23 protein-coding genes are annotated in these 21,362 nt (G+C 72.3%); 16 read left to right on the top strand and 7 right to left on the bottom strand.

Annotated features, from left to right (window positions below; genetic code table 11):
* The first annotated feature begins 71 nt into the window (after nt 1-71).
* The 3 genes from IOD16_RS16025 to IOD16_RS16015 all read left to right on the top strand — a co-directional run bounded on the left by IOD16_RS16025 (nt 72) and on the right by IOD16_RS16015 (nt 2,328).
* Complete coding sequence (locus IOD16_RS16025) at nt 72-770, top strand: alpha/beta fold hydrolase (RefSeq protein ID WP_201440689.1); 699 nt, start codon at nt 72-74, stop codon at nt 768-770.
* Nucleotides 758-1,471: an SDR family oxidoreductase gene (locus tag IOD16_RS16020; protein ID WP_201440688.1), complete on the top strand. Its 714-nt coding sequence runs from the start codon at nt 758-760 to the stop codon at nt 1,469-1,471. The genes IOD16_RS16025 and IOD16_RS16020 overlap by 13 nt, the downstream gene beginning before the upstream one ends.
* Nucleotides 1,472-1,707: 236 nt before the next feature.
* Nucleotides 1,708-2,328 carry a class I SAM-dependent methyltransferase gene (locus IOD16_RS16015; RefSeq protein WP_236595022.1) on the top strand — a complete coding sequence of 207 codons (621 nt, stop codon included), beginning with the start codon at nt 1,708-1,710 and terminating at the stop codon, nt 2,326-2,328.
* On the opposite strand, the gene pip is transcribed toward IOD16_RS16015, so the two are convergent.
* Complete coding sequence (gene pip, locus IOD16_RS16010; protein ID WP_201440687.1) at nt 2,325-3,275, bottom strand: prolyl aminopeptidase; 951 nt, start codon at nt 3,273-3,275, stop codon at nt 2,325-2,327. The genes IOD16_RS16015 and pip overlap by 4 nt on opposite strands.
* A gap of 57 nt (nt 3,276-3,332) precedes the next feature.
* On the opposite strand from pip, the gene IOD16_RS16005 reads away from it, so the two are divergent.
* On the top strand, nt 3,333-3,815 hold the full coding sequence (locus IOD16_RS16005; protein ID WP_201440686.1) for a MarR family winged helix-turn-helix transcriptional regulator: 483 nt from the start codon (nt 3,333-3,335) through the stop codon (nt 3,813-3,815).
* A gap of 49 nt (nt 3,816-3,864) precedes the next feature.
* On the opposite strand, the gene IOD16_RS16000 is transcribed toward IOD16_RS16005, so the two are convergent.
* A complete protein-coding gene (locus IOD16_RS16000) occupies nt 3,865-4,809 on the bottom strand; it encodes a helix-turn-helix transcriptional regulator (protein ID WP_201440685.1) in 945 nt (314 codons plus the stop codon).
* Nucleotides 4,810-4,901: 92 nt separating this feature from the next.
* Between IOD16_RS16000 and IOD16_RS15995 the strand changes: the two genes are divergently transcribed.
* The 9 genes from IOD16_RS15995 (at nt 4,902) to IOD16_RS15955 (ending at nt 13,726) form a co-directional block, all read left to right on the top strand.
* A complete protein-coding gene (locus IOD16_RS15995) occupies nt 4,902-5,315 on the top strand; it encodes a VOC family protein (RefSeq protein ID WP_201440684.1) in 414 nt (137 codons plus the stop codon).
* 93 nt (nt 5,316-5,408) lie between these two features.
* Nucleotides 5,409-6,620, top strand: a complete 1,212-nt coding sequence (locus IOD16_RS15990; protein WP_201440683.1) for a glycosyltransferase — start codon at nt 5,409-5,411, stop codon at nt 6,618-6,620.
* Nucleotides 6,621-7,435: 815 nt separating this feature from the next.
* Nucleotides 7,436-8,407, top strand: a complete 972-nt coding sequence (locus IOD16_RS15985) for a tyrosine-type recombinase/integrase (RefSeq protein WP_123741485.1) — start codon at nt 7,436-7,438, stop codon at nt 8,405-8,407.
* 45 nt (nt 8,408-8,452) lie between these two features.
* The gene (gene ku / locus IOD16_RS40990; RefSeq protein WP_268957719.1) at nt 8,453-9,271 is read left to right on the top strand and encodes a non-homologous end joining protein Ku; all 819 of its coding nucleotides are present in this window, start codon (nt 8,453-8,455) and stop codon (nt 9,269-9,271) included.
* Nucleotides 9,272-9,404: 133 nt separating this feature from the next.
* Nucleotides 9,405-10,268 carry a non-homologous end joining protein Ku gene (gene ku, locus IOD16_RS15975; protein ID WP_442978105.1) on the top strand — a complete coding sequence of 288 codons (864 nt, stop codon included), beginning with the start codon at nt 9,405-9,407 and terminating at the stop codon, nt 10,266-10,268.
* 16 nt (nt 10,269-10,284) lie between these two features.
* Nucleotides 10,285-11,733 (top strand): non-homologous end-joining DNA ligase, encoded by a 1,449-nt coding sequence (gene ligD / locus IOD16_RS15970; protein WP_201440681.1) that lies wholly within the window; start codon nt 10,285-10,287, stop codon nt 11,731-11,733.
* Nucleotides 11,723-12,628, top strand: a complete 906-nt coding sequence (gene ligD / locus IOD16_RS15965) for a non-homologous end-joining DNA ligase (RefSeq protein WP_201440680.1) — start codon at nt 11,723-11,725, stop codon at nt 12,626-12,628. The genes ligD (IOD16_RS15970) and ligD (IOD16_RS15965) overlap by 11 nt, the downstream gene beginning before the upstream one ends.
* A gap of 41 nt (nt 12,629-12,669) precedes the next feature.
* A complete protein-coding gene (locus IOD16_RS15960) occupies nt 12,670-13,218 on the top strand; it encodes a GrpB family protein (RefSeq protein WP_201440679.1) in 549 nt (182 codons plus the stop codon).
* Between the two features lie 40 nt (nt 13,219-13,258).
* A complete protein-coding gene (locus tag IOD16_RS15955) occupies nt 13,259-13,726 on the top strand; it encodes a PPOX class F420-dependent oxidoreductase (RefSeq protein ID WP_201440678.1) in 468 nt (155 codons plus the stop codon).
* A gap of 100 nt (nt 13,727-13,826) precedes the next feature.
* Here IOD16_RS15955 and IOD16_RS15950 read toward each other — a convergent pair whose 3' ends face one another.
* The 3 genes from IOD16_RS15950 to IOD16_RS15940 all read right to left on the bottom strand — a co-directional run bounded on the left by IOD16_RS15950 (nt 13,827) and on the right by IOD16_RS15940 (nt 17,003).
* Nucleotides 13,827-14,495, bottom strand: a complete 669-nt coding sequence (locus IOD16_RS15950; RefSeq protein WP_201440677.1) for a VOC family protein — start codon at nt 14,493-14,495, stop codon at nt 13,827-13,829.
* A 37-nt stretch (nt 14,496-14,532) separates the two neighbouring features.
* On the bottom strand, nt 14,533-16,578 hold the full coding sequence (locus IOD16_RS15945) for a putative bifunctional diguanylate cyclase/phosphodiesterase (RefSeq protein WP_236595021.1): 2,046 nt from the start codon (nt 16,576-16,578) through the stop codon (nt 14,533-14,535).
* 68 nt (nt 16,579-16,646) lie between these two features.
* Nucleotides 16,647-17,003 carry a hypothetical protein gene (locus IOD16_RS15940; RefSeq protein ID WP_123741479.1) on the bottom strand — a complete coding sequence of 119 codons (357 nt, stop codon included), beginning with the start codon at nt 17,001-17,003 and terminating at the stop codon, nt 16,647-16,649.
* Between the two features lie 67 nt (nt 17,004-17,070).
* Between IOD16_RS15940 and IOD16_RS15935 the strand changes: the two genes are divergently transcribed.
* Both IOD16_RS15935 and IOD16_RS15930 read left to right on the top strand, forming a co-directional pair.
* On the top strand, nt 17,071-17,847 hold the full coding sequence (locus tag IOD16_RS15935) for a glycerophosphodiester phosphodiesterase (RefSeq protein ID WP_268957718.1): 777 nt from the start codon (nt 17,071-17,073) through the stop codon (nt 17,845-17,847).
* Nucleotides 17,848-17,938: 91 nt separating this feature from the next.
* Entirely contained in the window at nt 17,939-19,336 is a 1,398-nt protein-coding gene (locus tag IOD16_RS15930; RefSeq protein WP_201440675.1) for an MFS transporter, read from the top strand.
* Nucleotides 19,337-19,378: 42 nt separating this feature from the next.
* On the opposite strand, the gene IOD16_RS15925 is transcribed toward IOD16_RS15930, so the two are convergent.
* Nucleotides 19,379-20,095, bottom strand: a complete 717-nt coding sequence (locus tag IOD16_RS15925; protein WP_201440674.1) for a hypothetical protein — start codon at nt 20,093-20,095, stop codon at nt 19,379-19,381.
* Nucleotides 20,092-20,406 (bottom strand): PadR family transcriptional regulator, encoded by a 315-nt coding sequence (locus IOD16_RS15920; RefSeq protein ID WP_123741476.1) that lies wholly within the window; start codon nt 20,404-20,406, stop codon nt 20,092-20,094. The genes IOD16_RS15925 and IOD16_RS15920 overlap by 4 nt, the downstream gene beginning before the upstream one ends.
* Nucleotides 20,407-20,600: 194 nt before the next feature.
* On the opposite strand from IOD16_RS15920, the gene IOD16_RS15915 reads away from it, so the two are divergent.
* Nucleotides 20,601-21,320, top strand: a complete 720-nt coding sequence (locus IOD16_RS15915) for a thymidine kinase (protein ID WP_201440673.1) — start codon at nt 20,601-20,603, stop codon at nt 21,318-21,320.
* Nucleotides 21,321-21,362 lie beyond the last annotated feature (42 nt).

The raw sequence follows: 21,362 nt of genomic DNA, 5'->3' as shown, positions 1-21,362 counted from the left end.
GTCGCGGTGGGTGTGCGCTGTTCGCGGTGGGTGGACGCCGTGCGGGCGCCACGGGACGTAGGTTCGGGATCATGACGATCACGGGTGAGGCGGCGGGCGTGCGGTTCGTGGCGACACCGCCGGCCGGGGACTCTCGGCGGCTGGTGGTGGTGTGGCACCTGCTGGGGGAGCCGGGGACGCCGGAGGCGATGGCCGAAGCGCTGCCGTTGGCGGGGGTGGACGCGTGGCGGCTGTACGCGGCGCTGCCCCCGTGGGGCCAAGGCCCCGACCAGGTCCTCGACGGGTACGTGCCGCTCGTGGAGTCGGCGGTGGCCGCGATGCCCGCGCTGGTCGCGGCGGCATGCCGACAGCTCGGCTGCGACGACGGGCCGGTGGACCTGGTGGGCGGTTCGGCCGGCGGGCACATCGCGCTGCTCACCGCCTCACGGCGGGTGGTGCCGGTGCGGCGGGTGGCGGTGGTGAACCCGGCGGTGCGGGTGCAGGCCGTGGTGGAGGCTTCGATCGAGACGGGCGCCCTGGACTCCTACACCTGGACGGACACCTCGACGGCGGCGGTGCAACCGCTGGACGTGCTCGCGCGGGCGGCCGCGCTGGACGTGCCGCTGCTCGTGGTGCGGGGCGAGGGGGAGTACCCCGCGTTCCGGCCGCTGCAGGCCCGGCTGTGCGCGGCGGCGCCGGACGCACGCCTGGTCGACGTGCCGGGGTTGGCGCACATGCTCGTGACCGGGCAGGACGTGGTGGACGCGGAGGTGACCGCGTGGCTGGCCTGATCGTGGTGACGGGCGGCAGCCGGGGCATCGGCGCGGCCGTGGTGCGCCGGGTCGCCGCGGACGGGCACCGCGTGGTGATCGGCTACCGGACCGCGGCGGCACGGGCGCAGGAACTGGCCCGCGAGGTGGGCGGCGTCGCCGTGCGGGCGGAGGTGTCCGACGAAGCGGACGTGGACGCCCTGTTCGACGCCGCCGCCGCGCTGGGACAGGTGACCGGCGTGGTGGTCAACGCCGGGATCACCAGCCCGGTGGGCCCCTTGGCGCAGCTGCGGGCGGCAGACCTGCGCCGCGTCGTGGAGGTCAACGTGGTCGGCGCGTTGCTGTGCGCGCGACGGGCGGCGCGGGACCTGGTGTCGGGCGGGTCGATCGTGTCGCTGTCCTCGGCCGCGGCCACGCTGGGCTCCCCGGGCGAGTACGTGCACTACGCGGCGAGCAAGGCGGCGGTCGACGCGATGACGGTCGGTCTGGCGAAGGAGCTGGGGCCGCGGGGGATCCGGGTGAACGCGGTGGCCGCGGGCACCGTCCGCACCGAGATCCACGAGCTGTCCGGGGTGCCGGACCGACCCGACCGGGTGGCGTCGGCCATCCCGCTGGGCCGGCCGGGCGAGCCGGAGGAGATCGCGGAAGCGGTGGCCTGGCTGCTGAGCGGCGCCGCGTCGTTCACGACGGGCGCGGTGCTGCGGGTCGCCGGGGGACTGTGAACCCGGGGCCCGTCCTCGGTGACCGCGAGCACCCCGCCGCGCGACCGATCACCCCGACCGTCGCGTGGTCGCGGACGGCGTCCAGCGCGTCGGCCACCACGAGACCGGCGGCGCGCATCGCCCCCAGCTCGCCGGGGCTCTTCAACCCGATCACCGCATCTCTACCATCACAGCATGGTGCGACGGCCCCTGTCCCAATCCGACCGCACGGCATACCCGCACCGGACGCCGGCCCGGTGAGCACCGGACCGGTGCAGGACTTCATCCGTTCCGTGACCAGCGCCCGACCGGTGCCGCTGACCCCCGACATCGTGCTGCGCACGGCCGACGACGTGACCGCGCTGTGGGAACGCACCGGCGCCCCGGAACCCCCGTTCTGGGCGTTCCCCTGGGCGGGCGGCCAGGCCCTGGCCCGCCACGTGCTCGACCACCCCGACCTGGTCGCCGGCCGCCGCGTGCTGGACCTCGCCTCGGGCTCCGGGCTGGTCGCGGTCGCGGCGGCCCGCGCCGGCGGCCTCGTCACCGCCAACGACATCGACCCCGTCGCGCTGGCGGCGATCGACCTCAACGCCCGCGCCAACGACGTGACCCTCACCCTCGCCGCCGGCGACCTGCTCGACACCGAACCGGACGTCGACGTGCTGCTGGCCGGCGACGTCTTCTACGACCGCGACATGGCCGCCCGGGTCGAGCCGTTCCTGCTGGCCGCCCACCGCCGCGGCGTGCTCGTGCTGGTGGGCGACCCGCAGCGGTCGTTCCTGCCACGCGGCTGGACGCGGGTCGATGCCTTCCCGGTGCCGGTGCCACCGGACCTGGAAGGCGTCGCGGTCAGGACGACCACTGTCTGGCGCCTCTAGCGGACCGTGCGGGCGAACCGGTCCGTCGCGGCCACCACCGCGTCCGCCATGCCCGGATCCGACAGCGCGTGCGACGCGCCCCGCACCACCACCAGCTCCGCGTCCGGCCACACCCGGGCCAGCTCCCACGCCGTCCCCAACGGGCCCTGCAGGTCCAACCGGCCGTGCACCAGGATCGCCGGGATGCCGTGCAACCGCTCCACGTCCCGCAACACCTGCCCGTCCGGCAGCCAGGCGCGGTGGCTGAAGTAGTGCGCGCACAGCCGCGCGAACGCCATCCGCCACGCCGGGTCCGCCATCCGCGGCCCCCGCCGGTGGCCCGGGTCCAGCGACACGATCGACGCCTCCCAGTCCGTCCAGTCCGTCGCCGCCTTCTCCCGCACCGCGGGATCCGGGTCCTCCAGCAACGCGTGGTAGGCCGCCACCAGGTCCGTGGCGCCCTCGCCCGCGCCGTCGCGGAACCTCGACCACTGCTCCGGGAACAACATGCCCAACCCGTGGTAGAGCCAGTCCAGCTCGGAGTGCCGACCCGTGGTCACCGCCACCAGCACGACGTCCGTCACCCGCTGCGGGAACAGCTGCGCGTACCGCAGGCCCAGCGTCGAACCCCACGACCCGCCGAACACCATCCACCGCTCGACACCCAAGTGCTCGCGCAACCGCTCGACATCGGCCACCAGGTGCGCCGTCGTGTTCACCGACAGGTCCGTCGAGTACTCGCTCGCGTGCGGCCGGCTGCGCCCGCTGCCGCGCTGGTCCAGCAGCACGATCCGGTAGGCCCGCGGGTCGAACTGCCTGGCCATGCCGGGGGAGCAGCCCGTGCCCGGCCCGCCGTGCAGGCACACCACCGGCTTGCCCTCCGGGTTGCCGCACACCTCCCAGTACACGAGGTTGCCGTCGCCGACGTCCAGCATCCCGTGCTCGTACGGCTCGATCTCCGGGTACATCCACCGCTCCTCACCACTACGACAGCACCGATACAACAGCACTGTTACATTAAGGGAGTGGACCACGCACCCGCCGGCCAATACCTCGGCACCCGCCTCCGCCACCTGCTCGACCTCCTGGAAGGCGACATCGCCCGCGTCTACACCGACCTCGGCCTACCAGGCTTCCGACCCCGCTACACCCCCGTCATCCGCCTGGTCCACACCAGGGGACCGCTGTCCATCCGCGACCTCGCCGACACCATCGGCGTCACCCACTCCGCCATCAGCCAGACCGTCAACCAGATGCGCCGCGACGGCCTCGTCGACCTCAAACCCGGCGACGACGCCCGCCGGCGCATCGTCCACCTCACCGACCAGGCCCGCGCCGTCCTGCCCACCCTCGACGCCGAGTGGACCGCCACCACCGCCGCCACCCTCGACCTCGACGCCGACCTGCCCCACCCCCTCACCACCCTCGTCGACGCCGCCCTGCGCGCACTGCGGGACAAATCCATGAGAGACCGCGTCCACGACCGGATGTCAAACCCGCCCACCTGACCCACCGCCGCGACGCCCTCGACCGACCTCACGAACCGGGGGAGCGGCATCACCCCACCCCGTTCAACGCCACCAACTCCGCACCCAACCGCGCCAACTCCGCCCGCACCGCCTCCGACTCCACCACCTCCACCAACCCACCCCACCCCGCCAACACCTGCGCGATCATCAGCGGAGCAGCCGCCGACAACCGCAACCGCGCCCGACCACCCACCTCCGCCAACACCTCGCACTGCCGCCCGAACTGATCACGCAACACCGCCGCGAACCGCGGCTCCACCGACACCACCGCCGACACCGACCCCCGCCGCCGCTCCACCTCCGACACCACCCGCTCCCACGCCACCGACAACTCGAACCCCTCCGGCCGCGCGAACACCTCATCCGTCACCCGCGCCGACACCACCCGATCCACCCGGAACGTCCGCTCACCCGCACCCGTACCCGCCACCAAGTACCAAACCTCGTCCTTGTCCACCAACCCCCACGGCTCCACCACCCGCTCCGACCGCACCCGCCCACGACCCTCGTACACCAACACCACCCGCCGACGCCCCACCACCGCCTCCTGCAACACACCCACCAACCCCGGCCGCACCCGACCGACACCACCCCACCCCGCCACATCCACCACCACCGCGTCCGCCGCCGCCAACGCACCCTCCCGGAACGTCTCCGGCAACGCCCGCACCAACTTCCGCAACGCCGCCCGCACCTCCGGCGACCCCGACGCCGCCGGACCCACCAACAAGAACAACGCCCGCGCCTCCGACGACGTCAACCCGCTCAGATCCGTCCGCGCACGCCCCACCAACCGCCAACCACCACCACGCCCCGGCTGCGGGTACACCGGCACACCCGCCGACGACAACGCCTCCAGATCCCGACGCGCCGTCGCCACCGACACCTCCAACTCACCCGCCAACTCCGCCGCCGTCACCCGACCCCGCGCCTGCATCAACAACAGGGCAGCCACCAACCGGTCCGCACGCATGACCCCAGTCTCGCCCCCAAAGTGCTCACTCCGTGCGCACTTTCACCACCAAAGTAGGCGACGACGACCACCCGACCGGAAGAAGGACCACCATGCTCCGCGGACTCACCACCACCAGCTTCTTCGCCGACGACCTCGACGCCGCCACCACCTGGTACACCCGGTTCTTCGGCATCGAGCCCTACTTCACCGTCCCCGGCGGCTACGTCGAATACCGCATCGGCGACTACCAGCACGAATTCGGCATCGTCCACAGCGACCACGCACCCCACGACACCCGCACCGGCCCCGCCGGCGCCATCACCTACTGGGCCGTCGACGACCTCCACGCCACCCTCGACCGCCTCACCGAACTCGGCGCCACACCCCACGACCACCCCACGGTCCGCGGCGAGGGCTACGCCACCGCCAGCGTCGTCGACCCCTTCGGCAACGTCCTCGGCATCATGACCAACGCCCACTACCACGCCACCCTCGACCGCCTGACCACCACCCGAACCACCTGAGCGACACCGAAGTGCGGGGGCTGTACCGATTCCGCGAACCCGATACAGTCCGCTCCTTCCCAGCGCCCGCCACCAGCGCCCCAAGGAGCCCGGATGCCGCCGCGCATCTCCGTCGTGATCCCCACCTACAACCGCGCCGAACTCCTCCGCCGCACCCTCGACAGCCTCACCGACCAAACCCTCCCACCCGACGACTACGAGGTCATCGTCTCCGACGACGGCTCCAGCGACCACACCGCCGACGTCACCGAAACCTTCCGCGACCGCCTCCGCCTGCACTACCACTACGAACCCGACCTCGGCCGCCGCGTCGCCCACGCCCGCAACGCCGGCGCCCGCCACGCCACCGCCCCCGTCCTCGTCTTCCTCGACTGCGGCACCCTCGCCGGACCCGACTTCACCCGCGCGCACGCCGACGCCCACACCGGCCGACCCACCCTCAACCTCGGCTACGTCCACGGCTACCGCCCCTGGGACCCCACACCCGGCCTCGCCGAAGCCATCACCACCAGAACCCCGAAGCAAGTCCACCAGGACTTCAAAGACCACCCCGGCTTCCGCGACATCCGCCACGAACCCCTCGCCGCCGTCGACTTCGACCCCGACCGGCTCGCCTTCCCCTGGCTCTTCGCCTGGGGCATGAACTACTCCCTGCGCACCACCGACTTCCACGCCGTCGGCGGCTTCGACGAACGCTTCGTCACCTGGGGCACCGAAGACATCGAACTCGGCTACCGCGCCCACAAGCACGGCCTCGCCACCCACTTCGACCTCACCGCCTGGGCCGTCGAACCACCGCACGAACGCGACACGGGGGAGATGCTCGCCAGCGCCAAGCGCACCATGCGCCAGTTCCTCGACAAGACCCGCGAACCCGGCGTCGAACTCGTCTGGGCCTCCCTGGAACTCGACGACCCGCTCATCGCCGAGGGCGAACACCGCACCCTCACCGCGTGGACCGACCAGGCACGCGCCCTCGACGTCCGCGCCGAGATCGACCGGCACACCGCGGACGCCGGGGGACCGGTCTGCGTCATCGGCTGCGGCGACGACATCCCGGACACCCTGCCCGAAGGCAGCGTCCTGATCGACTTCGACGCGGAGCTGTTGGCGAAGGCAGGCGGCGGGCACGCACGCCACCACGCGATCGGCCTGCAGATCCCGCTGCCGGACGACTCGGTGCAGCGCGTCGTCGTCACGTCACGGCTCGACGGCATGTGGAGCACCTGGGGCGACGTCATCACCGCGGAGGCTCGGCGGGTGGGCAGGGAAGTGCCCCGGACGCCCGTCCAACGTTCTACTTAACATAATGTAGATTATCGGCGTTTCCGAACCGGCAGGTCGGCAGGGGTCACGGGCACCTGAGGCCCACAGGCCGGCCACGCCGTGACGACACGACGTCCACGCGCGACGGTCGTTCACCGGCCGTCCGCGTCCGTCGCGCATCGTCCGCACGGCGGGACAGACTGACAGCGCCGCACGCGCCAAGGCGGCCGATCCGGACCCGAGAGGCTCCGAGCCGGGAAGTCCCCGAGACAACGTCGGGCCGGTGCACGCCCGGGACACCACCTAGAAACGTCACAGTGACGGATCACCGGTGGTGTCGGCGGATGGCGGACCGACGCGCACGTCGGACGTTCACCTCGATCTGTTGATCATCGAGGGCCGTGCCCCAGGACCGCCGGCGGCACCCCGTCGCCGGCTCGCCGGGACGTCCCGGGCGCGGGTCACGCCCTGGTGCACGTGCCGCACGCGAAAGACACGCCCCAGGGTCGTACCCGGCCGGCGGCGGGCGTTCCGAGAGGGGCATCCCCCGGTCCGGGGCCCGAACCCCTTCCGGACCCACTTATGATGGATAATTGCCATTATCCATCAATCATGACCCGGCTCCGGGAACACGGCGGAACGCGCGAACCCGTGACCCCGTGGCCCGGTCCCGGTGACAGCCGCGTGCCGGCTCTCCCCTGGACCGGCACGCGACACGCTGCCGCGTGGTCCGGGTCGCCACCGGTGGAGGTCGCCCGGGTCGGTGGTGCTCCCCTGCGGCGATCGGGTGGGTTCGGGGTCCTCCCCTCCCCTGGTGGCCGGAATTGTCGGTGGTGTGCGGTAGGAAGATCGACATGTTGGTGCTTGCCGCTCAGGAGTCGTTCTTCCTCGCCCGTCGGCCGCGGAAGGACTCGCCGCACACGACGGCGGCGTACCGGCGTGATCTGGCGGGTGTCACGGCGTTGTTGGCGGAGGTGACGGGCACGGCGCCGGAGCGGCTGGAGATGGCGGCGTTGACGACGCGGAACCTGCGGGAGGCGTTCGGGGTGTTCGCGGACTCGCACGCGAAGTCGTCGGTGCTGCGGGCGTGGTCGACGTGGAACCAGTTCCTGACGTTCTGCGTGGCGGAGGAGCTGGTGGCGGGCAACCCGATGGGTGCGGTGGCGCGGCCGAAGACGCCTCCGCTGGTGCCGAAGCCGTTGCGGGGCGAGGACACGCCGGAGCGGTTGTTGGCGGCCGCGGCGGAGGGCGCCCGGCAGGGTCGTGATCCGTGGCCGGAGCGTGACGTGCTGGTGTTGGCGCTGGGGTTGGTGGCGGGGTTGCGGTCGGCGGAGATGCGGACGTTGACGCACGCGTCGGTGGTGGGTCGGCCGGGTGAGCGTCGGTTGCACGTGGCGGGCAAGGGCAACCGGGACCGGTCGGTGCCGATCGAGCCGGCGATGGACCGGATCATCGAGCAGTACGTGGTGTCGTGTCGGCGGCGTTTTCCGCAGGGGCGGTTCGACCGGGGTTCGGCGTTGTTGCGCGATCGGCACGGTGAGCCGATCGGGCGGGGTGGGTTGGAGTACCTGGTGCGGTCGTGCTTCCGGTGGGCGGGGTTGCACGACCGGGTGCCGTCGGGGGCGAACCTGCACGCGTTGCGGCACACGTTCGCGACGCGGTTGGCGGAGGACGGCGCGTCGGCGTCGGAGATCATGGCGTTGTTGGGGCATGCGTCGTTGGCGACGTCGCAGAACTACATCGAGGCGACGGCGCGGGAGCGGCGGGCGGCGGTGGCGGGCAACCGGACGTATGCGTCGTTGGCGCGGTTGCCGCATCGGGAGTAGGGCGGGTCGGGGTGGTTGGGCTGTGCGGGTGACTTGGGTGAGTCGATGTTCGCACAGGTGTACGCAGGTGTTATGAGGGCTTTGTGGCGTGGTTCGGTGTCGTTCGGGTTGGTGGTGTTCCCGGTGCGGTTGTTCGGGGCGACGCGGGATCGTGGGGTGCGGTTGCACGAGGTGCACCGGTTGGACGGTGGGCGGGTTCGGCATCGGCGGGTGTGTTCGGTGTGCGGGGCGGGGTTGGAGTCGTCGGAGGTGGCGAAGGGGTTCGTGTTGTCGGATGGTCGTTTGGTGGTGGTGGAGTCGGAGGAGGTGGCGGGGTTGTCCGCGGGGGTGGAGCGGACGATCGAGGTGGTGCAGTTCGTGGGTGCGGACGAGGTGGATCCGGTGTTGTGGGGTCGGTCGTATTTCGTGGAGCCTGAGCGGGTGGCGGTGGGGTCGTACGTGGTGTTGCGGGATGTGTTGGTGCGGTTGTCCCGGGTGGCGGTGGTGCGGGCGGGTTTGAGGGGTCGGGAGGTGTTGGGGGTGTTGCGGCCTCGGGGTGGTGGTTTGGTGTTGCAGACGTTGGTGTGGCCGGGTCAGGTGGTGGAGCCGGGTTTTGATTTTTCGGGTGTGGTGTCGGGTGGTGCGGAATTGGCGGTGGCGGAGTCTTTGGTGGAGTCGATGACGGCGCCGTTCGACGGGTCGGTGTTCGTGGACGGGTATGGGGAGCGGTTGGCGGGGTTGATCGGGGCGAAGGCGGCGGGTGCGGTGGAGGTGCCGGTGGCGCGGGGTCCGGAGGAGACGGGTGGTGGGGTGGATTTGTTGGGTGCGTTGCGGCGGAGCGTGGAGCGGGTGCGGTCGGGGAGGTTGCGGCGGGAGGGTGGTTGAGGGTTGCGGTGTTTGGTCGTGGGGCCTGGTGATTGTTAGCCCGTTCGAGTGACGCCCTGGTGCGGATCGCGCTGTTCGCGGGTAGTCACGTGGCATGAGGTCCGTGTGGCGTGGGGCGATCTCCTTCGGGTTGGTGACGATCGGTGTCCGGTTGTACACGGCCACGGAGGAGCACGACTTCCGGTTCCATCAGGTGCACCGGGAGGACGGTGGGCGCATCCGGTACAAGCGGGTGTGCCAGGTGTGCGGCGAGGAGGTCGCCTACGCCGATATCGCGAAGGGTTACGAGCTGGACGACGGTCGGGTCGTGGTGATGGATGCCGAGGATTTCGACAAGTTGCCGGTGAACACTGATCACGCGATCGACGTGTTGGAGTTCGTGCCGGTCGAGGAAGTGGATCCGATCTATTTCCAGAAGTCTTATTATCTGGAGCCGGACAAGGCGGCGACGCGTCCGTACGTGTTGCTTCGGACCGCTTTGGAGCGCAGTGGGCAGCTCGCGGTGGTGAAGATCACGATCCGTCAGCGGGAGACGTTGGCGATGTTGCGGGCGCGTGATGACCTGTTGGTGATGCACACGATGTTGTGGCCGGATGAGGTGCGGAAGCCGGATTTCGAGTTCTTGGACTCGGATGTGGAGGTTCGGCCGCAGGAATTGAAGATGGCGTCGTCGTTGGTGGAGAGCATGGCGGGGTCGTTCGATCCGGGTGATTTCTCGGATGACTACACGGTGGCGATGCAGAAGGTGATCGAGGCGAAGGCGGAGGGTGCGGAGCTGCCGGATCGGCCGGAGGTGGAGGAGGCCGGTGAGGTGATCGACCTGATGACGGCGTTGGAGCGGAGTGTGGAGCAGGCGAAGTCGGCGCGGGGTGGGCGGTCGGCGGCGCGGAAGCCGGCGGCGAAGAAGGCGGCTTCTTCTGGGTCGTCCTCGGGGTCGTCGTCTTCGGGGTCGTCGTCGCGGAAGGCTCCGGCGAAGAAGAAGGCGAAGCCCGCCTGAGGGCGTGGCGGCGGGGATGGGTGGGGATCTTTCGGACTATCGGCGCAAGCGGGATGCGGGTCGGACGCCGGAGCCGGTGCCGGGTGAGGACGTGGTGTTGCCCCGTGGTGGTGACGACACGTTCGTGATCCAGGAGCACCACGCGTCGCGGCTGCACTGGGACGTGCGGTTGGAGCGGGGTGGGGTGTTGGTGTCGTGGGCGGTGCCGAAGGGGTTGCCGTCGGAGCCGGGGACGATCCGGTTGGCGGTGCGGACCGAGGATCACCCGTTGGAGTACGCGTCGTTCTCGGGGGTGATCCCGAAGGGTGAGTACGGCGCGGGTGAGATGGTGATCTGGGATCGGGGTCGGTACGAGACGGTGAAGTGGTCCGACCGCGAGGTGGACGTGGTGTTGCACGGTGCGCGGGTGGAGGGTGAGTTCGTGTTCTTCCGCCGGGGGTCGTCCGGTGGTGGGGACTGGATGGTGCGGCGGCGGCACGGGGCGGTGCGGGCGGATTGGGTGCCGTTGCCGGAGGTGCTGTCGCCGATGTTGGCGACGTCGGCGGTGGAGTTGCCGGGGCCGGCGGCGAAGTGGGCGTTCGAGTTCAAGTGGGACGGGGTGCGGGCGATCGCCCGGGTGGAGGGTGGTCGGGTGCGGTTGACGAGTCGGTTGGGCAACGACGTGACGGGGACGTACCCGGAGTTGCAGGGGTTGGGTGCGCAGTTGGGTGCGACGCAGGTGTTGTTGGACGGGGAGATCGTGGCGTTGGAGGGTGGTCGGCCGAGTTTCGGTGCGTTGCAGCGGCGGATGCACGCGTCGGCGGCGCAGGCGCGGCGGTTGGTGGCGGGGTCGCCGGTGACGTTTTTGGTGTTCGACGTGTTGCACCTGGACGGTTCGCCGACGGTGGGGTTGTCGTATGCGCGGCGGCGTGAGTTGTTGGAGGGGTTGGGGTTGGCGGGGGCTCATTGGTTGACGCCGAAGGCGTTCCCGGGTCAGGGGGCGGCGGTGTTGGCGGCGAGTCGGGAGCAGGGGTTGGAGGGGGTGGTGGCGAAGCGGCTGGATTCGCGGTACGTGCCGGGTCAGCGGTCGCCGTCGTGGGTGAAGGTGACGGCGGTGGCGACGCAGGAGGTGGTGATCGGGGGGTGGCGGCCGGGTGAGGGCAAGCGGCGGGGTCTGGTGGGGGCGTTGTTGCTGGGCATCCCGGACGGTGGGGGTGGGTTGGTGTTCGCGGGGTCGGTGGGGACGGGGTTCGACCAGGCGGAGTTGGAGCGGTTGACGGCGCGGTTGTCGGAGTTGGGGGTGGCGGGGTCGCCGTTCGGGTCGGGGGTGCCGCGGGCGCGGGCTCGGGGTGCGCGGTGGGTGCGGCCGGTGTTGGTGGGTGAGGTGGCGTACCGGCAGTGGACGGCGGATGGTCGGTTGCGGTTCGCGACGTGGCGGGGGTTGCGGCCGGATCGGGCGCCCGGGGAGGTGCGTCGTGACGGGTGAGGCGTTGGTGCGGGTGGAGGGTCGTCTGGTGAAGCTGACGAACCTGGACAAGGTGCTGTACCCGGAGGTGGGGTTCACCAAGGCGGAGGTGATCGACTACTACACGCGGATCGCGCCGGTGTTGTTGCCGCACGTGGCGGGGCGGCCGATGACGGTGCGGCGGTTCCCGAACGGGGTGGACGGGAAGTCGTTCTTCGAGAAGAACGCGCCGTCGCACGCGCCGGAGTGGGTGCGGACGGTGCGGGTGGGGACGCCGGGGTCGTCGCGGGGCGCGGAGTACGCGGATTTCGTGGTGGTGGACGACTTGGCGACGCTGGTGTGGTTGGCGAACCTGGCGGCGTTGGAGTTGCACGTGCCGCAGTGGGGTGTGGGTGCGCGGGGTGCGCGGCACTCCCCCGACCTGGTGGTGTTCGACCTGGATCCGGGTGAGCCGGCGACGGTGGTGCAGTGCTGCCGGGTGGCGTGCCGGGTGCGGGAGGTGTTGGAGGGTGACGGGTTGGCGCCGGTGGTGAAGACGTCGGGGTCGAAGGGGTTGCAGGTGTACGCGGCGGTGTCGGTGTCGTCGGCGGGGTCGACGTCGGAGTACGCGAAGGGTGTGGCGCAGCGGTTGGCGGGTGAGTGGCCGGAGGAGGTGGTGTGGCGGATGGCGAAGGCGCAGCGGACGGGGAAGGTGTTGATCGACTGGTCGCAGAACAACCCGGCGAAGACGACGGTGGCGCCGTACTCGTTGCGGGCGCGGGCGCGGCCGTCGGTGTCGACGCCGGTGTCGTGGGAGGAGGTGGAGGCGTGCCGGGTGGTGGAGGACCTGGTGTTCCTGGCGGACGAGGTGCGGGAGCGGGTGCGGGCGGGGGGTGACCTGTTCGCGGTGGGAACGGCGTCGCCGTTGCCGGGGTGAGGGCTCTAGGCTGGTCCGCCGGGCGTGAGGAGGGATGGGTCGTGGGGTTGTCGGAGGAGCGGATCCGGGCGGCGCACGTGGGTGTCGCGCCGAGGTTGGCCGGTCGGGTGGTGCTGGTGGCCTACGACCCGGCGTGGCCGGGGTTGTACGAGCGCGAGGCGGCGCGGATCCGGGGCGCGTTGGGTGCGGGGGTGTTGGGGTTGGCGCACGTGGGGTCGACGTCGGTGCCGGGGTTGGCGGCGAAGCCGGTGGTGGACGTGGTGTTGGCGGTGGCGGATTCGGCGGACGAGGCGTCGTACGTGCCGGCGTTGGAGGCGGTGGGGTACGTGGTGCGGATCCGGGAGCCGGAGTGGTTGGAGCACCGCATGTTCAAGGGGCCGGACACGGACGTGAACCTGCACGTGTTCACGGCGGGTGAGCCGGAGGTGGCGCGGATGGTGGCGTTCCGGGACCGGTTGCGGGTGTCGGAGGAGGATCGGGTGCTCTACGAGCGGACGAAGCGGGAGCTGGCGGCGCGGGACTGGACGTACCTGCAGCAGTACGCGGACGCGAAGGCGGATGTGGTGGCCGACATCCTGGGTCGCGCCTGAGGTCTCCTCTCCCCCGGGTTGTGTCTCCTAGGCTGGTGGCATGCCGAGAATCGCCACCGCCGATCGCGTGTCCCGTGCCGAGTTGGTCGAGTTCCTGCGGCCGCGTCACCGTGCGCTGCTGGTCACCGCGCGCGCCGACGGGCGTCCGCAGGTGTCGCCGGTGACGTGCGGGGTGGATGGTGAGGGCCGGGTGGTGGTGTCGACGTATCCGGGGCGGGCGAAGTCGCGCAACGCGCGTCGGGACGAGCGGGTGACGGTGTGCGTGCTGTCCGACGACTGGGACGGTCCTCACGTCCAGGTGGACGGGCGGGCGGAGGTGCTGGACCTGCCGGAGGCGTTGGAGCCGCTGGTGGACTACTACCGGTGTGTCGCGGGTGAGCATCCGGACTGGGACGAGTACCGGGATGCGATGCGCCGTCAGGGCAAGTCGTTGCTCCGGGTCACGATCGACCGGTGGGGTCCGATCGCGACGGGTGGTTTCCCGCCGGAGCTCGTCCGGGGCTCCTAGCGCCTGGGCATTCCCCGGGCGGGGTGTGCTGCGGGGAGCCCGGCCGGGGTCTGGTTCACGGCCGGGCTCCCCGGCAGCGGGGTGTCCGCTCCCCCGGCGCTCAGGCGTGTGCCTGGTGGGTGGCGCACCAGGCGCCGCCCCAGCCGGGTGGGTCTTCCAGCAGGGCGAACACGGAGCCGGCGGGGTCGGCGACGGCCGCGACGACGCCGGTGGGGACGGCTTGGGGGCCGATGAGGACGGCGCCGCCCATGTCGGTCGCCTCGGCGAGGGCCGCGGCGATGTCGGGGACGGCGAAGTAGCAGGTCCAGCCGCCGCGGGCGGTGAGGCGGCCGGCGACGGGGCGGCGGTCGTCGCCGGTGCCCGTGTCGTAGAGGGTGAACTCGCCGTCGGGGTCGCGGACCTGCCAGCCCAGCTCGCCGGCCCAGTAGTCGTCGTCGGCGGGTTCGCCCATCAGTTCCACCCAGCAGGGTTCGCCGGGGCGTGGCCGGGGCGCCCAGGGGCCGTGCAGGACGCGGCCCTGGTCGACGGCGGCGCCGAGGTCGAGGTCGCGGGGTTCGGCGCCGGCGAACACGACGTGCCAGGCGGGGTCGCCGGGGTGCACGCGGAGGGCCAGGCGGTCGCCGACCCAGCCGGTGAACGCGCCGTCGGGTTCGGCGATGAGCACCCAGCCGAGCAGGTGGGCGTAGAACTCGGCGATCGGTTCGGGGTGGGTGGTGCTCAGCTCGACGCGGCGGACACCGCGTGCGGGGCTGTCGGGGGTACCGGGCACGGCGGTGGCTTCCCATCGGGGGGCGGGGCGGCGGTGATCAGGAACGCGCCCCATCCTCCGCACCGGCCATGCGTGGCGACAATGCGCCGTTCGGCGGCTGCGGCTGGGCCGAGAGGACGTGGTCGAGGGGTTGGGGTCGGCCGAGGTGGAAGCCCTGGCCGATCTGGACGCCGAGGCGGGCGAGGGCGTCGACCTGGGCGGGGCGCTCGACCCACTCGGCGACGGCGGTGAGGCCGAGGCCTTGGGCGATCTGCACGATGCCGGCGACGAGGACGGCGTCGGTGGAGCGTTCGTCGATGCCGCGCACGAACTCGCCGTCGATCTTGATGCCGGTGATGGGCAGGTGTTTGAGGTGGACGAACGAGCCGAAGCCGGAGCCGAAGTCGTCGAGGATGATGCGGCAGCCGAACGCGCGCAATTGCAGCGCGAGGGCGCGGGCGGCGTCGAGGTTGGTGACGGCGGCGGTTTCGGTGATCTCCAGGCCGAGGCGGCCGGGTGCGACGCCGGCGGTGGCGAGGCGGTCCAGGACGAACCCGCCGAAGTCCTCGTCCTCGAGGGTGCGGCCGGAGATGTTGACGTTGAACCGCAGTCGCGGGTCGGGGTGGCCGACGAGGGCGTCGATGGCGGTGGACAGCACCCACCGGTCGATGTCGAGGACGAGGTCGGAGCGTTCGGCCTCGGGCAGGAACTCGGCGGGCCCCAGGTAGGGGTCCTGGCCGTCTTCCAGGCGCAGCAGCAGTTCGTGGCCGAGGGTGGTGCCGGTGGCCAGCTGGACCATGGGCATGGCGTGCAGGGCGAGTCCGCCGTCGTCGAGGGCGGCGCGCAGCCGGTCCAGGACGGAGACGCGTTTCGCGGTGTCGGCGTAGTGGCCGGGTTCGTAGACGGTGACCCGGTTGCGGCCGGCGGCTTTGGAGGCGTAGAGGGCGAGGTCGGCGTTGGCCAGGACGAGTTCCCACGTGTCGCCGGGCCCGTACTCGGCGACGCCGGTGGACACGGTGATGCTGCGGGCGGCGCCGACGAGCGGCAACGCGGCTACGGCATCGCGCAGTCCTTCGGCGACGCGGGCGGCGTCGGCGGGGGTGGCGCCGGGCAGCACGACGGCGAACTCGTCGCCGCCGAGGCGGCCGATCAGCTGGGACGGCGCCAGGCGTGAGCGCAGGGTGGTGGCGAGGGCTTTCATCAGGCGGTCGCCGACGGCGTGCCCGCGCAGGTCGTTGACGTCCTTGAAGTTGTCCAGGTCCAGCAGCAGCATCGCGCCGGGGCCGCCGCCGGCGAGTTGCCGTTCCAGTTCGCGGGTGACGGCGCGCCGGTTCGCCAGGCCGGTGAGGGGGTCCTGCTCGGCCAGGGCGAGCAGTTCGTCGTGCACGCGGCGGGCGCGGGTGATGTCGTGGGCGGTGCCCAGCACGCGCAGCGGTGAGCCGTCCTCGTCGACCACGACCTCGCCGAAGCACTCGAACCAGCGTTCGGTGCGGTCCTCGCCCAGCAGCATGCGGTGGGTGTAGGAGAACCCGGCGCCCGACCGCATGGCCTCCTCGAGGGTGGCCTGGATCATGGACAGGTCCTCGGGGTGCACGAGGGCGGCGTAGCCGTCGAAGTCCAGCTCGGTGTCGGGGCCGAAGCCGAACATCTCCAGCAGGGTGTCCGACCACACGACGCGGTCCTCGGCGATGTGCCACTCCCAGGTGCCCATGCGGCCCAGGACCTGGGCGCGGCGCAGGGCGTCGGCCTCGTGGGTGGCTTCGAGTTCGCGGTCGCGCCACGCGGTGACGTCCACGACCCGGTACAGCAGTCGTTCGTCGGTGTCGTGGCCGGTGGCCGGGAGGGTCTGGCAGGTGACCTCGAGCCAGCGGTGTCCCTTGCGGTAGGCGCTGGGGGTGAGCAGCGCCAGGCCGGCGCGGGGCCGTTCGGGCGCGCCGGGCAGCAGCGCGGGCAGCGACCGGCCGACCACGTGGTCGACGGGCACGCCGAGGATCTCCGCCAGCGCCGGGTTCACCCAGGCCAGCGTTCCGTTCGCGTCCGTCACACCGAAACCGACGTCGGCCCGGTCGAGCACCTCGTGGTGCAACGCGCCGTTGCCGTTCACGCGCCCCTCCTCGCCCACCCGCGCGCCATGATGGTCGAGACCACACGCGGGGGGCAAGCCGACACGAGTCAGCGCAACCGCTCCAGACCACGCGCGGTGTCCACCAGTTCCGCCGCCAGGCGCCGCAGCTCGGCCCCGTCGGCGCCGTCCGCGGCGGCGGTGGCGACGTCCTCCGCGGCGCACCGCAGCTGGAACAGCCGGTCCTGCAGGTCGGCCAGCTCCCCCGCGGACAGCACGACGGCGTCCTCGGGCAGTCCGCCGCGCTGCACGGCGGCGCGCCGTTCGTAGGCGCGTTGCCGGCAGGGCTGCGCGCAGTAGCGGCGCGGCCGGCCGATCCGGCCGCTGTCGGGCAGGCGGCGTCCGCACCAGGCGCAGTGCCTGGCTTCCTCACGGCGTGCCGCGACGGGCTCGGTCACCAGCTCCATGGCGGGCGACGCTATCCCGCTACCCACCGGTCACCGCCGCGCCACGCCGCCAGGGCAGACTCCGGGTGTGACCGCGAACCACCCGTACCTGTCCGGACCGCACCCCCGCGCGTTCGCCCACCGGGGCTGGCACCTCGACGAGCTGTCGGGGATGGAGAACTCGCTGGCCGCGTTCCGCCGCGCCCACCGGGAGGGCTACCGGTACCTGGAGACCGACGTGCACGCGACGTCCGACGGGGTGGTCGTGGTGCACCACGACGCGACGCTGGACCGCACGACCGACGGGACCGGGCCGGTGGCGGCGCAGCCGTGGTCGGCGGTGCGGCGGGCGAACGTGGGCGGGCGGGAGCCGGTGACGAGGCTGGAGGACCTGCTGGAGGACCTGCCGGACGCGTGGGTGAACATCGACGTCAAGGCCGATTCGGCGGTGGTGCCGGTGCTGGAGGCGCTGCGCCGCGCCGGCGCGCTGGGCCGGGTGTGCCTGGCGTCGTTCTCGGAGAAGCGGCTGGCGCGGTTGCGGCGCCTGGGCGGGCCGGGGCTGCTGACGTCGATGGGGCCGCGGTCGGTGGGCGCGTTGTGGGCGGCGGGGCGGGTGCCGCTGGTGGGGTTGCCGGTGCGGGGCACGGTGGCGCAGGTGCCGGTGCGGCAGGGCCGGCTGCTGGTGGTGGACGGCCGGTTCGTGGCCGCCGCGCACCGGCGGGGCCTGGAGGTGCACGTGTGGACGGTCGACGAGGAGGCGGAGATGCGGCGGCTGCTGGACCTGGGCGTGGACGGGTTGGTCACCGACCGGCCCGACCGGCTGCGGGACGTGCTGCTCGACCGGGGGGTCTGGGCGGGGGGCTGAGCGGGCCGCGCGTGGCGCGCGGACGGCCGGTTGGCAACAGCTTGGTGGTGATCACCACGAACGGGTGGCGGGCGATATACAGTCCGCCCCCATGAGCGTGGCCGACAGCACCGCACCCGCCGTGGACCGCAAGCGGGAACAGCGCGGGTGGACCTGGTACGACTGGGCGAACTCGGTGTTCCCCACCTCGGTGGTCACCGTGTTCCTCTCCGGCTACCTCACCGCGGTGGCCAAGGAGGCGGCCGTCGCCGACACCGCCCGCAACGGCCCGGACGCCTGCGTGGACGGGTCGCTGCGGCAGTGCGACATCTCCCTGTTCGGCGCCTACTTCCCGGCCGGGTCGCTGTGGGGCTACCTGCTGTCCATCGCCACGCTCGTGCAGGTCGTGGTGCTGCCGGTGATGGGCGCGATCGCCGACCGGACCCAGAACAAGCGCCGCATGCTCGGCGGGCTGGCGTTCACCGGTTCGGTCGCGACGGTCGCGCTGGCCGCGGTCGGCGGCGACAACTGGCACCTGGGCGTGGCGCTGTTCGTGCTGGGCAACATCTGCTACGGCGCGTCGGTCGTCGTGTACTACGCGTTCCTGCCGGAGATCGCGACCCCCGACGAGCGCGACGCGGTGTCCACCCGCGGGTGGGCGTTCGGGTACCTGGGCGGCGGTCTGGCGCTGGCGGTGCAGCTGGCGCTGTTCATCGGTCACGACGCGATCGGGTTGAGCGAGGGCGCGGCGGTCCGCGTCGGGTTCGTGTTCTCGGGCCTGTGGTGGGCGGGGTTCACGCTCATCCCGCTGGCGCGGCTCAAGCGGCACCAGCCGCCGCACGGCGCCGAGTCGGGCGCGTCGGTGGTCACCGCCGGGTTCGCCGAGCTGCGGCAGACGATCAAGCAGGCCCGCCTGTTCCCGTTGACGCTGGCGTTCCTGGGCACCTACCTCATCTACACCGACGGCATCGCCACCGTCGCGAACGTCTCGGCCCAGTACGGGCGTGACGAGTTGCTGCTCGACGAGACGGTGCTGATCACCACGATCCTGATCGTGCAGTTCGTCGCGTTCCTGGGCGGCATGCTGCACGGGCGGGTGGCGAAGTCGTGGGGCGCGAAGCGCACGATCATGGTGAGCCTGTGCGTGTGGATCGTGGTGGTCGCGGCGGCGTTCTTCGTGCAGGCCGGGCAGCAGGTCCAGTTCTACGGGCTGGCGGTGGGGATCGGGCTGGTGCTGGGCGGCACGAACGCGTTGTCGCGGTCGCTGTTCAGCCAGATGATCCCGCCCGGCCGCGAGGCGCAGTACTTCTCCCTTTACGAGGTCGGCGAGCGGTCCACGTCGTGGCTGGGGCCGATGGTGTTCGCCGGGGTCGGCCAGGCCACCGGGTCGTTCCGGCTGGCGATCATCTCGCTGGTGGTCTTCTTCGTGGCCGGGTTCGTGCTGATGATCTTCGTGCCGGTGCGCAGGGCGATCGCCGCGTCCGGCAACCCGGTGCCCGCCAAGGTGTGACCGGTCCCCCGCCCGGGTCGCACGACCCGGGCGGGCGCGGGGTCAGGCGGCGGACGCGGGCGCCCGGGCCGTCCAGGGCCGCGCCACCGCCACCGCGGCGGCGGCGATCAGCCACGCCGCGGACATCGTCCCCGTCGACAACGCCGGGGCGGACACGACCGACGCGACACCGGCGACGAGCGCGACCGGCGCGACCGCCCACCACACCCGCGGCACCGGCGGCGCCTCCCGGTGGAACCCCGCCACCACCGCCAGGGCCGTCAGCAGCGCCGGGACGTGCCACAGCAGCGTCCACCACGGCGGCAACCCCGCCGCCGCCGACCACACCACCGCCGCCAGCGACAGCACGCCCGACAGGCCCGCCGCGACCCGGCCCGCCGCGCGGCGGCCGGCGACCAGCGCCGCGAACGCCACCAGCGCCGTCACGTCGTACCACCAGCCCTGACCGTCCGCGGCGGCGCCGAGCCGGGCGGTCACCGTCCACGACTGGGCCGAGGACACCAGCTGCCCGAGCAGCCCGGTCAGCGCCAGCACCCGCAGCGCGGTCCCCGCCGGGCGCCGCGCGCCCAGCCGCACCCGCACGGCCAGCGCCAGCGTCGCGCCCGTCTCGCCCCAGCCCGGCCAGCCGTGCTCCAGGTCCAGGTCGTCGGTGCGGTCGGCGAGGAAGATGCCGACCATCTCCTCCTCGCGCTCCGCGCGGTACCGGGCGGGCAGCAGCCGCAGCAGCGACCGGTAGCGGCGTTCCAGGTTCGACCTCACAGCGCACCCCTCGCCTTGAGCACCGACGACGCGGCGCGCACGTTGGCCGACAACCGGGCCACCTCCGCCGCCAGCACCCGCACGCCCGCGTCGGTCAGCCGGTAGTAGCGGCGCAGCCGCCCCTGGTGCACCTCCTCCCGGTCGCGCTCGGCCAGGCCCTCGGCGACCAGCCGGTCCAGCACCCCGTAGAGCGTGCCGACCCGCAGCCGCATCCGACCCTCCGACAGCCCGTCGACCGCGCGCACGATCGCGTAGCCGTGCAACGGCTCCTCCGCCAACGCGGTGAGCACCAGGAACACCTGCTCCGACATACCTCTCACACCGCACGTTATACCGCTTCGCGATATATCTCGGCAACAAGTCCGGTGAGGCGACCCGCCTGCGCCCCGCGCGGTGACCGCCGCGCGGGGCGCCCCGCGACCCCGAAGCCGCGCGGACGCCGTCCCGGTCCCGCGGGCAAGGCCGGGACACCGGCGGCCGGCGCCGCGCGTTAGGGTGGCCCGCCGTGGAACCGATCATCACCTCCCCGGACCCGACCGACGCGCTGTCCTCCGTGCCCGCCGCCGGGGCCGGTCGCGGGCTGCCGCCCACGGGGCGGCTGCGGTTCTTCTTCGGGCCGATGGACTGCGGCAAGTCGACGCTGGCCCTGCAGATCGACCACAACCAGGCCCGGCAGGGCCGCCGGGGGCTGCTGCTGGTGCGCCACGACCGCTCCGGCACCCCCACCATCTCCAGCCGCATGGGCCTGGTCCGCCACGCCCTGGAGGTCCACGAGGACATGGACCTGTGCGCGCTGGTGCGGGAGCACTGGTCGCGGGGCAGCCGGGTCGACTACGTGATCGTCGACGAGGCCCAGTTCCTCTCCGCCGAGCAGGTCGACCAGCTCGCCGAGCTCGCCGACGACGCCCACCTCGAGGTGTACTGCTTCGGCCTGGCCACCGACTTCCGCAGTGCCCTGTTCCCGGGCTCGCAGCGGCTGTTCGAGCTGGCCGACGAGCTCAACGCGATCCAGGTCGAGGTGCTGTGCTGGTGCGGGCGGCCGGGCCGGTTCAACGCCCGCGTGCACGACGGCGACGTGGTGCGCGCCGGGGACACGGTGCTGGTCGCCGACACGGTCGCGGCGGACACCGCGGAGGTCCGCTACCAGGTGCTGTGCCGCACCCACTACCGCACCGGCGACCTCGGGCCGCGCCCGGTGGACGACCGGCAGCTCAGCCTCACCTGACCCGGTCGCCCGCCCGCGGCCCGGACGCCGCACACTGGGATC

It is taken from the genome of Saccharothrix sp. 6-C (assembly GCF_016695385.1).
GTDB lineage: Bacteria > Actinomycetota > Actinomycetes > Mycobacteriales > Pseudonocardiaceae > Actinosynnema > Actinosynnema texasense.
This window is presented reverse-complemented; position numbering and strand designations above follow the sequence as displayed.

Bases quoted from the DNA above. Each gene is read 5' to 3' on its own strand.
- IOD16_RS15930 (WP_201440675.1), top strand. From the start codon at position 17,939: ATGAGCGTGGCCGACAGCACCGCACCCGCCGTGGACCGCAAGCGGGAA.
- IOD16_RS15920 (WP_123741476.1), bottom strand. From the start codon at position 20,406: ATGTCGGAGCAGGTGTTCCTGGTGCTCACCGCGTTGGCGGAGGAGCCG.
- IOD16_RS15990 (WP_201440683.1), top strand. From the start codon at position 5,409: ATGCCGCCGCGCATCTCCGTCGTGATCCCCACCTACAACCGCGCCGAA.
- IOD16_RS15985 (WP_123741485.1), top strand. From the start codon at position 7,436: ATGTTGGTGCTTGCCGCTCAGGAGTCGTTCTTCCTCGCCCGTCGGCCG.
- ku (WP_268957719.1), top strand. From the start codon at position 8,453: ATGTTCGCACAGGTGTACGCAGGTGTTATGAGGGCTTTGTGGCGTGGT.
- pip (WP_201440687.1), bottom strand. From the start codon at position 3,275: ATGTACCCGGAGATCGAGCCGTACGAGCACGGGATGCTGGACGTCGGC.
- IOD16_RS16000 (WP_201440685.1), bottom strand. From the start codon at position 4,809: ATGCGTGCGGACCGGTTGGTGGCTGCCCTGTTGTTGATGCAGGCGCGG.
- IOD16_RS16025 (WP_201440689.1), top strand. From the start codon at position 72: ATGACGATCACGGGTGAGGCGGCGGGCGTGCGGTTCGTGGCGACACCG.
- ligD (WP_201440681.1), top strand. From the start codon at position 10,285: ATGGGTGGGGATCTTTCGGACTATCGGCGCAAGCGGGATGCGGGTCGG.
- IOD16_RS15995 (WP_201440684.1), top strand. From the start codon at position 4,902: ATGCTCCGCGGACTCACCACCACCAGCTTCTTCGCCGACGACCTCGAC.
- IOD16_RS15955 (WP_201440678.1), top strand. From the start codon at position 13,259: ATGCCGAGAATCGCCACCGCCGATCGCGTGTCCCGTGCCGAGTTGGTC.
- IOD16_RS15940 (WP_123741479.1), bottom strand. From the start codon at position 17,003: ATGGAGCTGGTGACCGAGCCCGTCGCGGCACGCCGTGAGGAAGCCAGG.